The 8983-nt window shown below is 64.0% G+C and carries 10 protein-coding genes; 6 read left to right on the top strand and 4 right to left on the bottom strand.

Annotated features, from left to right (window positions below; translation table 11 throughout):
* The first annotated feature begins 428 nt into the window (after window positions 1-428).
* Window positions 429-1355: an MBL fold metallo-hydrolase gene (locus A7A08_RS09855; protein WP_069095298.1), complete on the top strand. Its 927-nt coding sequence runs from the start codon at window positions 429-431 to the stop codon at window positions 1353-1355.
* A gap of 34 nt (window positions 1356-1389) precedes the next feature.
* Here A7A08_RS09855 and A7A08_RS16850 read toward each other — a convergent pair whose 3' ends face one another.
* Entirely contained in the window at window positions 1390-1794 is a 405-nt protein-coding gene (locus A7A08_RS16850; protein ID WP_342586655.1) for a DUF1499 domain-containing protein, read from the bottom strand.
* Between the two features lie 76 nt (window positions 1795-1870).
* Window positions 1871-2212: a hypothetical protein gene (locus A7A08_RS16845; RefSeq protein WP_069095296.1), complete on the bottom strand. Its 342-nt coding sequence runs from the start codon at window positions 2210-2212 to the stop codon at window positions 1871-1873.
* Between the two features lie 93 nt (window positions 2213-2305).
* On the opposite strand from A7A08_RS16845, the gene A7A08_RS09840 reads away from it, so the two are divergent.
* Window positions 2306-3694, top strand: coding sequence for an aminotransferase (locus tag A7A08_RS09840; RefSeq protein WP_069095295.1), 1389 nt, complete (start codon window positions 2306-2308; stop codon window positions 3692-3694).
* A 155-nt stretch (window positions 3695-3849) separates the two neighbouring features.
* Here A7A08_RS09840 and A7A08_RS09835 read toward each other — a convergent pair whose 3' ends face one another.
* Window positions 3850-4605: an SDR family NAD(P)-dependent oxidoreductase gene (locus A7A08_RS09835; protein WP_069095294.1), complete on the bottom strand. Its 756-nt coding sequence runs from the start codon at window positions 4603-4605 to the stop codon at window positions 3850-3852.
* 58 nt (window positions 4606-4663) lie between these two features.
* Window positions 4664-5305, bottom strand: coding sequence for a pyridoxamine 5'-phosphate oxidase (gene pdxH, locus A7A08_RS09830; RefSeq protein WP_069095293.1), 642 nt, complete (start codon window positions 5303-5305; stop codon window positions 4664-4666).
* A gap of 292 nt (window positions 5306-5597) precedes the next feature.
* Between pdxH and A7A08_RS09825 the strand changes: the two genes are divergently transcribed.
* The 4 genes from A7A08_RS09825 to A7A08_RS09810 all read left to right on the top strand — a co-directional run bounded on the left by A7A08_RS09825 (window position 5598) and on the right by A7A08_RS09810 (window position 8978).
* Window positions 5598-5960, top strand: coding sequence for an RT0821/Lpp0805 family surface protein (locus A7A08_RS09825; protein ID WP_069095292.1), 363 nt, complete (start codon window positions 5598-5600; stop codon window positions 5958-5960).
* A gap of 139 nt (window positions 5961-6099) precedes the next feature.
* Entirely contained in the window at window positions 6100-6918 is an 819-nt protein-coding gene (fabI, locus tag A7A08_RS09820) for an enoyl-ACP reductase FabI (RefSeq protein WP_069095291.1), read from the top strand.
* Between the two features lie 190 nt (window positions 6919-7108).
* Entirely contained in the window at window positions 7109-8203 is a 1095-nt protein-coding gene (gene aroC, locus A7A08_RS09815) for a chorismate synthase (protein ID WP_069095290.1), read from the top strand.
* Window positions 8204-8276: 73 nt separating this feature from the next.
* On the top strand, window positions 8277-8978 hold the full coding sequence (locus A7A08_RS09810) for an NAD-dependent deacylase (RefSeq protein WP_069095289.1): 702 nt from the start codon (window positions 8277-8279) through the stop codon (window positions 8976-8978).
* Window positions 8979-8983: the final 5 nt, after the last annotated feature.

The raw sequence follows: 8983 nt of genomic DNA, 5'->3' as shown, positions 1-8983 counted from the left end.
CTCGGACCAGCGCCGATAACGCATACCCGTTCGCTCATACCCTTCCGCTCCTCATAACCTTCGCTCGACGAAAGAATTCGCGGCAAAACGGCCCAATTCGAGGCCAATCTCTGCGGAACTACTTTCGCGGGCCAGGGTCAGGGAAGCTTAACTGACTGTCAATATGATTTCCTGACAGTAAATTGATCACGCTGCTCAAATTCTGATCAGGGGATGCTTCCGCCGCCGAGAAATACTCTCCCCGCGTGCAGCCAATTCTTGGAAAGGCCGCGACGTTGTGCCTGAGGGCGTTGGCGGGTTGCGGTAGCGCGGAGCCACATTTTGCGCAAAATAGAATGGAAGAAGGGCGCATCTCTATGGCTGTTTTCAGTCGGTTAGGACTTTTCGTACAGCCATCGTTCGCCTGACAACCATCAAGACGTAGATAGATGTCCGCAGAACTCGCGTTCAACCGAAGTGCAGAGGTCGATTACGGCGTGCCGGAAGAGGTTGCTCCGGGCGTGCGCCGCATCGTGGCCAACAACCCGGGACCCTATACCTTCCTCGGCTCCAACACCTATCTCGTGGGCGAAGGCGAGGTGGCGGTGATCGATCCGGGACCGTCGGACCCTGCGCATCTGGATGCCATCGCCCAGGCCACCCGCGGCCAGCGTGTGAGCCACATCCTGTTGACCCACCGCCACCGCGATCACAGCGACGGGGTACGGCCCCTGCAGGAGCGGCTCGGCGGCGAGGTGCTTGCTTTCGGCCGCGAGACCTCGGCGCGGACCATCAACATTCCCGGCATCGAAGGCTTCATCGACGAGACCCTGCAGCCCGACCGCTTCCTGAAGGACGGCGACGAGGTGAAGGGCCAGGGCTGGAGCTTGGACGTGATCCATACCCCGGGCCACGCACCGGACCATCTGTGCTTCGCCCTGGTCGGCCAGCGCACCGTGTTCACCGGCGACCACGTGATGGGCTGGAACACCACGGTGATCGCGCCCCCGGAAGGCAGCCTGGAGGATTTCCTCGCCTCGCTCGAGAAGCTGATGGCGCGCAACGACAAGGTGTTCCTGCCCGGACATGGCGGCCGCATCCAGACACCACAGCGGGTGGTGCGGGCCTACATGATGCACCGGAAGTGGCGGGAGCAGACCATCCTCGCCTGCTTGGAAGACGGCGTGAACCATATCGCGCCGATCGTCGACCGGCTCTATGGCGGTTTGGACGACGGGCTGAAGGGCGCTGCCGCCCTCTCCGTCTTCGCCCATCTGGAATATCTGATGGCGCGCGGACTGGTGACCTGCGAGGGAAGCCCCGGCCTGCTCAGCGCCTATGCGCTTGCCGAGCAGCAGACGAGCCGCGCGTCTTAGGTTTCATCGCCACCCCAGACGGCAGACACCCCGATCAGCGCGGCGTCTTGCGGGTCGGGATCGGCACGCCGGGCTCGGCCTCGATCACCGGCTGCTCGCCTTTCCGGATACCTTCGCGAATCTCGTCGAACAGCGCATCGATTCGCGCGGCATTGGTGCCGATGTCGTGGTTGCCGTAGCGGGAGATGGAGCGCACGTCGATGGTCGCGGTGGCGGCATCGCCGACGACCTCCAGGACGACGTCATCGGTGAACCCCATGACCAGGGTGTGGGCCTTCGCCTGGATGTAGCCGAGGCTGTTCTGGACCGGCGGCTCCATGGTGACGATCTCCCAGTTCAGACGGCGCATGGCCTCCCGCGCCAGCGCAAAGCCCTCCGCCGCGGAACGCTCCAGAACAAGAGGCTGGATATTGGGATAGGCCTTTCGTTGGGCGGCAATCTCCTCTTCGTCCGGCGCTTCGATCGGATTGGCGTCGGCGGGCCGGGCGGATGAGTCCTTCAGGGGGATCGGACGCTCAGGCGTCGTTGCGGCCTGGGTGAGCGCAGGGAGCTGGGCGCTTGCGCCCCGAACCAGAGAAAGGGTGCCAGCCGATACCGGCGAATATGAGCGCGAAGACGGGATCGCTGCTGCCGCGCCGGTCGCCCCGCCAGATCCGGATGAGGCCGACCAAGGTGAGGGACAAGGAGATCGCCAGGCCAGCGAAACAGACCGCAAGCAGATTGATCGCGGCCTTGGTGCCGAGCGGCGCGAAGTAATGCAGGGCCGCCGTCAGCAGCAGGAGCAGCAGGAAGTAGAGCGCGAGCCTGCGGCCCCATATGGAGGCCCGGGACGGCTTCAGCGGGAATGGCGCTGTCATGTCGCTTGCCTCGCGGCTTTGAGGGGCTGCACCCTGCCCGCCAGTTTCACTAGTCTACCGCCCATAGGTCGTCTCAGGCTCTAAGGAGTTTCCATGCCGCAGTTTCAGCCAGACCAGCAGGAAGATATCGCCAGCCTGGTCCACCCTTATACTAACCTTTCCGCGTTTCGCGAGAGCGGGCCGACGATCCTCGCACGCGGCGAAGGCGTCTATGTCACCGACACCGAAGGCAACCGCTATCTCGAAGGGCTGGCCGGTCTCTGGTGCACGGCGCTAGGCTACGGCAACGAGGAGCTGATCGAGACGGCACGCGAGCAGCTCTCCACCCTTTCCTTCACCCATCTGTTCGGCGGCAAGAGCCACGAGCCGGCGATCGCGCTGGCCGAGAAGATCAAGCAGATCGCTCCCTGCCCGGTCTCGAAAGTGTTCTTCACCTGCTCGGGCTCGGAGGCGAACGACAGCCAGGTGAAGCTCGCCTGGTATTACAACAATGCCCGTGGCAAGCCGGAGAAGAAGAAGATCATCTCGCGGGTGAAGGCCTATCACGGCGTCACCATCGCGAGCGCCAGCCTGACGGGGCTGCCGAACAACCATCTCGATTTCGACCTTCCATACGGCGACCGGTTTCTCCACACGAGCTGCCCGCATCATTACCGCTTCGCGGAGGCCGGCGAGAGCGAGCGCGATTTCTCTGCGAGGCTCGCGGAAGATCTGGATGCGCTGATCAACGCGGAAGGTCCCGATACCATCGCCGCCTTCGTCGCCGAGCCGGTGATGGGTGCGGGCGGTGTGATCGTGCCGCCGGACGGGTATTTCGACGCCGTCCAGGCGGTGCTCGCGAAATACGACATCCTGTTTATCGCCGACGAAGTGATCACCGGGTTCGGCCGGCTCGGGACGATGTTCGGCTCCGAAGCGCTGGGGATCGAGCCCGACACCGTCTCTCTCGCCAAGGCACTGACCTCCGCCTACGCCCCGCTCGGCGCCGTGACCGTGTCGGAGACGGTCTACGAGGCGATGCTCGACGAGAGCGAGAAGATCGGCACGTTCGGCCACGGCTTCACCTATGGCGGCCATCCGCTCTCCGCAGCGCTCGGCGTCAAGACGCTTGAGATCTACGAGCGGGAGAATATCGCCGGGCGGGTCGCCAAGATCGCGCCGAAATTCCAGGCGCGGCTGAAAGCGCTATCCGATCATCCGCTGGTGGGTGAGGCCCGCGGCATGGGGCTGATCGGCGGCGTGGAGCTGGTGGCCGACAAGGCGACGAAGCTGCCCTTCGATCCGAAGCAGTTCGTGGGCGCGAAGGCGGCGGCGCTGATCCAGAAGGAGGGGCTGATCATCCGGCCCATCGGCGACACGATCGGCATCTGCCCGCCACTCATCATCACGGAGGATCAGATCGACGAGCTGTTCGATGCGCTGGGCCGCGGGCTCGATGCTGCGGAGGAGATGGTGCGCCGCGAAGGGCTGCGGGCGGCTTAGAGGATCGAAACAGGTTCCCTATCTCGACGTCATTGCCGGGCTCGTCCCGGCAATCCATGAACATCGACGCTCGTTGGAAGAATGTATGCAGGGGTTATGGATGCCCGGCACAGGGCCGGGCATGACACCCTACATCGTGGCCCGAGCCTCAGCCGCTAAACGTGCTGGCCGCCGTTGATGTGGAGTTCGGCGCCGTTCACATAGCTCGACTGATCGGTGCAGAGGAAATAGATGGCCTTCGCCACCTCCTCCGGGGTGCCGAGGCGATGCATGGGAATTTCTTCCAGGAGCTTGTCGGTGCCAGGCGACAGAATCGCGGTATCGATCTCGCCCGGCGAGATGGCGTTCACCCGGACACCGTGGGGTGCGAAGTCGTTGGCCATCTCCCGCGTCAGCGACGCGAGGGCCGCCTTCGATGTCGAATAGGCGGCTCCGGCGAAGGGATGCACGCGGGAGCCGGCGATGGAGGTCACGTTGACCACGGCGCCTTCAGCCGCGCTCAGCTCTTCAAGCAGGCCGCGGGCCAGCATGACGGGGGCGAAAAAATTGACCTGGAAGACCCACTGCCAGTCCTTCACTTCCATCTCGATGGTGCCCAGACGGTTGCCATCCTCGCTCTTGGGCGAAATGCCGGCATTGTTTACCAGCGCGTTCAGCCGCGAGCCTTGGGCCTTCAGCCGGTCGCGCATCTCACCGATGGCGTCCAGGGTGTTCTTAGAATCGGAGAGGTCGACCTGGATGTGATCTTCCGGACCGGCCTCCCAGGGACAATTCTCGGGGAACGGATGCCGCGAGCAGGTGATGACCCGCCAGCCGGCCGAAGAGAAGCGCTTTACGGTCGCGTGGCCGATGCCGCGGCTGGCGCCGGTCAGGATCAGCGTCTTGCGCTCTTCGTTGGGAATCACGGTCATGCGGTCTCGCGGTGGTTTCTGAGGAACTGGCTCGCCATAAGATAGGCGTTGGGGCGGCTTACGGGTAGAGCCGCTCCCGCTTCCATTCGTGTTGCGGCGATTCTCTGCGGAACACCATCCGGTCGTGCAAGCGGAAGTCCCGGCTCAGCCAGAACTCGATCTCAAGCGGGACGATGCGATAGCCGAGCCAATGTGGCGGGCGCGGCACCGGCCCGTCGCCGAACTCGGATTCGCGGGTCTTCACGGCTTCCTCCAGCACCTCCCGGGAGGGGAGCGGCCTGGATTGCTGGGACGCCCAGGCGCCGATGCGGCTTTCCCGCGCCCGCGTGCCGAAATAATGATCCGCCTCCTCGGGGGTCGTCAGCTCCACGCGGCCGCGCGCCCGGATCTGCCGGCCCAAAGCTTTCCAATGGAAGCAGATGGCGGCCTTCGGATTGCCGGCGAGCTCGTCACCTTTCACGCTTTCGGAGTTGGTGTAGAAGACCAGGCCTTCCGGGCTCAGGTCCTTCAGGAGCACCATGCGCACATTGGGCAGGCCGCTCCCATCCGCTGTGGCCAGAGCCATGGCGTTGGCCTCGGGCGGCTCATGGGCGTGGGCCTCCTCAAGCCACCGGGCGAAGAGCGCGAACGGATCCTCGGCCCCCGACAGGGCTTCGGCGGCGCCTTTCTTCAACTCTGAAAGATCGGAATTTTCGGCCATGGCAGTGCCGCCCTTCTACCGTTTCGCGCGGCTTTTGCAATTTTTGTTTCGGCCACGTCGATTTTCATCTCCTTCCGGCACCGGCATTTACGGTTTGCTCACCCTGTTGGATCAACATGGCTCTCGTTGATAGTTGGCGCGGCTGTGTATTTGGCTCGCGTTTGTTTGGGGACGAGTGGTTATGCGTACGTTCCATTGGAACGCTCCTATCATCATAGGGGCGGGTTGCCTGGCGTTATTTCTTCTGGCACCCGCCCCCGCCTCTTCGCTGGCCCAGGAGCAGTCAGCATCATTGGACCTGACGCCGATGCCCGGCGTGTCCTTGCGGGGGCCGGCTTGGGCTACCGAAGAGCAGGCCATCACCGAGCCCGCCACCATCGCGGCATTGAAATCCAAACTGGATAAGAGCGACCGCGATGTGGCGTTCAAGGCCCTGGAGATCGCCTTGATGCAGCTCGGCGACGGGGCCACGCTGGTCTGGAAGCGCCAGAAGAATGGACTTTCCGGCGTGATCAAGACCATCTCGGCCTTTCGGGACGATCAGGGCCGGGTTTGCCGCAAGGTGAACTATTCCATTACGCTCGGCACCTATGAGCGCGCGGTGGTGGGCACGGCGTGCCGGGGCAAGGACGGGAATTGGAGCCTCGACGGCTGACCGGGCTTGCCGGGACGCTAACGATAGGCGGCGATTGGACCTAGCCTCGCAAGGGTTCTGCGGCCTATAAGGCCACAACCTTCTATCGACCCGTGCCGCTTTCTGCTTTAAAGCGGCACCGGAACAGGGGGATGTGTCCATGGCCGAAACTGGCAATCTCATGGCGGGCAAGCGCGGCATCGTTCTCGGCGTCGCCAATAACCGCTCCATCGCTTGGGGAATCACCAAGGCCTGCGCCGATCAGGGTGCAGAGATCGCGCTCACCTATCAGGGAGACGCGCTGAAGAAGCGTGTCGAACCGCTGGCTGAGCAGATCGGCGCCAAGATGGTGCTGCCCTGCGATGTGACCGACGAGGCCTCCATCGACAAGGTCTTCGAGACGCTCGAGAAGGAATGGGGCTCCATCGACTTCCTCGTCCATGCGATCGCCTATTCCGACAAGTCGCAGCTCGACGGACGCTACGTCGACACGACCGAAGACAACTTCACCCAGACCATGAAGATCTCATGCTTCTCCTTCACCGCTCTTGCGAAGCGGGCGGAGAAGCTGATGCCGGACGGCGGATCCATGATCACGCTGACCTATTACGGCGCCGAGAAGGTCATGCCTCATTACAATGTGATGGGGGTGGCGAAGGCTGCGCTGGAGGCGAGCGTGCGCTATCTGGCGGCCGATCTGGGCGAGAAGGGCATCCGCGTGAACGCGATTTCCGCCGGGCCGATAAAGACGCTGGCGGCTTCCGGCATCGCCGACTTCCGCTACATCCTGAAGTGGAACGAGTACAACTCGCCGCTCAAGCGGACGGTCACCCTCGAAGAGGTTGGCGGCGGCGCGCTGTATCTGCTCTCCGATCTCGGCCGCGGCATGACCGGCGAGGTGCTGCATATAGATTCCGGCTATCACATCGTCGGCATGAAGCGCGAGGACGCGCCGGATATCGAGAAGGTGGTGGAGTAGCGAACCTCCCACTGACGTCATGCCCGGCCTTGTGCCGGGCATGACGTCAGTGCCAGCGATTTTCGCGAGGTGTTCATGGATCACCGGGACAAGCCCGGTGATGATGCTGAGGTCGGCGCAACGGTTTGTTGCGAAACATTGGCTACGCTCCCAACTTGCCGCGCCCGATCCGCAACTCTAAAACACCGCCATGTCGCACAACACGTTCGGCCATCTCTTCCGCATGACGACCTGGGGCGAAAGCCATGGGCCGGCGATCGGCTGCGTGGTGGATGGCTGCCCGCCCGGAATTCCGCTGACCGAGGCCGACATCCAGGGCTTTCTGGATAAGCGCAAGCCAGGCCAGTCGCGCTTCACCACCCAGCGGAAGGAAGCGGACGAAGTGGCGATCATATCCGGCGTCTTCACCGACGAGAAGACCGGCAAGCAGGTCACCACGGGCACGCCGATCGCGCTGGAGATCCAGAACACGGATCAGCGATCGAAGGATTACGGCGACATCAAAGACAAGTTTCGCCCGGGCCACGCGGATTACAGCTATTTCGTGAAATACGGCGTGCGGGATTATCGCGGCTCGGGCCGGGCCTCAGCGCGGGAGACGGCCTGCCGGGTGGCGGCGGGCGCCGTGGCGCGCAAGGTGCTGCCCGGGGTCACGATCCGCGGCGCGCTGGTGCAGATGGGTCCCCACCCGATCACCCGGGAGAACTGGGATTGGGGCGAGGTCGACGAGAACCCGTTCTTCTCGCCCGACCCGAAAGTGGTCTCCCATTGGGGCGAATATCTCGATGCCTTGCGCAAGGACGGCAATTCCTGCGGTGCGGTGATCGAGGTGGTCGCAGAAGGCGTGCCGCCGGGCCTAGGCGCGCCGGTCTACGCCAAGCTCGATCAGGATATCTGCTCCGCACTCATGAGCATCAACGCGGTGAAGGGTGTCGAGATCGGCGCCGGCTTCGCCACAGCGGCCATGACCGGCACGGAGAACGCCGACCGCATGCGCCTGGGCGACGACGGCGAGCCGGTGTTTCTATCCAATCACGCGGGCGGTATCGTGGGCGGCATCTCGACCGGCCAAGCCATCGTCGCACGCTTCGCCGTGAAGCCGACCTCGTCCATCCTCACTCCCGTGCAGACCGTCGACAAGGCGGGCAACGAGACCGACGTCTCGACCAAGGGCCGCCACGATCCGTGCGTCGGCATCCGCGCCGTTCCTATCGGCGAAGCGATGATGGCGCTGGTGCTGGCGGACCACTATCTTCGTCACCGCGGGCAGACCGGCAAAGGTTAGCTCCAGACTCGGCTGTCATCCTCGCGCAAGCGGAGCGCGACCCGAAGACCCAGCAACCACCGCCTTCGCATCCATGACCTACGAGAAGATCGTCATCCTCACCGGTGCAGGGCTTTCGGCGGAGAGCGGCCTCGGCACGTTCCGGGGCGCCGGCGGGCTGTGGGAAGAGTATGACCTGGAAGAGGTCGCGACGCCCGAAGGCTTCGCCCGCAATCCGGTGAAGGTGCACGATTTCTACAATATGCGCCGCGCCTGGCTGAAGACGGCGACGCCTAATCCAGCTCATGTCGCGCTGGCCCGTCTGGAGCAGGAGCATCCAGGCGAGGTGCTGATCGTCACCCAGAACATCGACGGGCTGCACGAGGCGGCGGGGTGCCGCGCGCCGATCCAAATGCATGGGGAACTGGCCTCGGCGCTCTGCGCCGAGTGCGGCAAGAGCACCCCGTGGGGCGAGGATCTCTCTCTGCAGACGCCCTGTCCGTTCTGCGGGGCGACCGGTGCAATGCGGCCCGACGTGGTCTGGTTCGGCGAGATGCCACGCGAGATGGAGCGCATCCATGCGGCGCTTTCTGCCTGCGATCTCTTCATCGCCATCGGCACCAGCGGCACGGTCTATCCGGCGGCCGGCTTCGTGGCGGAGGCGGCCGGCTCAGGCGCCCATACGGTGGAGCTCAATCTCGATCGGTCGGAACGGGCTAGCCTATTTGCGGAAGCCGATTACGGGCCGGCGAGCGCTGTGGTGCCGGCGTTCGTGGAGAGGTTGCTGGCCGATTGAGGACG

Source organism: Methyloligella halotolerans, from assembly GCF_001708935.1.
Taxonomy (GTDB): domain Bacteria; phylum Pseudomonadota; class Alphaproteobacteria; order Rhizobiales; family Methyloligellaceae; genus Methyloligella; species Methyloligella halotolerans.
The sequence above is the reverse complement of the archived record's forward strand: the minus strand, read 5'-3'. Positions and strand labels throughout refer to the sequence as shown.

Bases quoted from the DNA above. Each gene is read 5' to 3' on its own strand.
- A7A08_RS09840 (WP_069095295.1), top strand. From the start codon at position 2,306: ATGCCGCAGTTTCAGCCAGACCAGCAGGAAGATATCGCCAGCCTGGTC.
- aroC (WP_069095290.1), top strand. From the start codon at position 7,109: ATGTCGCACAACACGTTCGGCCATCTCTTCCGCATGACGACCTGGGGC.
- A7A08_RS16845 (WP_069095296.1), bottom strand. From the start codon at position 2,212: ATGACAGCGCCATTCCCGCTGAAGCCGTCCCGGGCCTCCATATGGGGC.
- A7A08_RS09855 (WP_069095298.1), top strand. From the start codon at position 429: ATGTCCGCAGAACTCGCGTTCAACCGAAGTGCAGAGGTCGATTACGGC.
- pdxH (WP_069095293.1), bottom strand. From the start codon at position 5,305: ATGGCCGAAAATTCCGATCTTTCAGAGTTGAAGAAAGGCGCCGCCGAA.
- A7A08_RS09810 (WP_069095289.1), top strand. From the start codon at position 8,277: ATGACCTACGAGAAGATCGTCATCCTCACCGGTGCAGGGCTTTCGGCG.
- fabI (WP_069095291.1), top strand. From the start codon at position 6,100: ATGGCCGAAACTGGCAATCTCATGGCGGGCAAGCGCGGCATCGTTCTC.
- A7A08_RS09835 (WP_069095294.1), bottom strand. From the start codon at position 4,605: ATGACCGTGATTCCCAACGAAGAGCGCAAGACGCTGATCCTGACCGGC.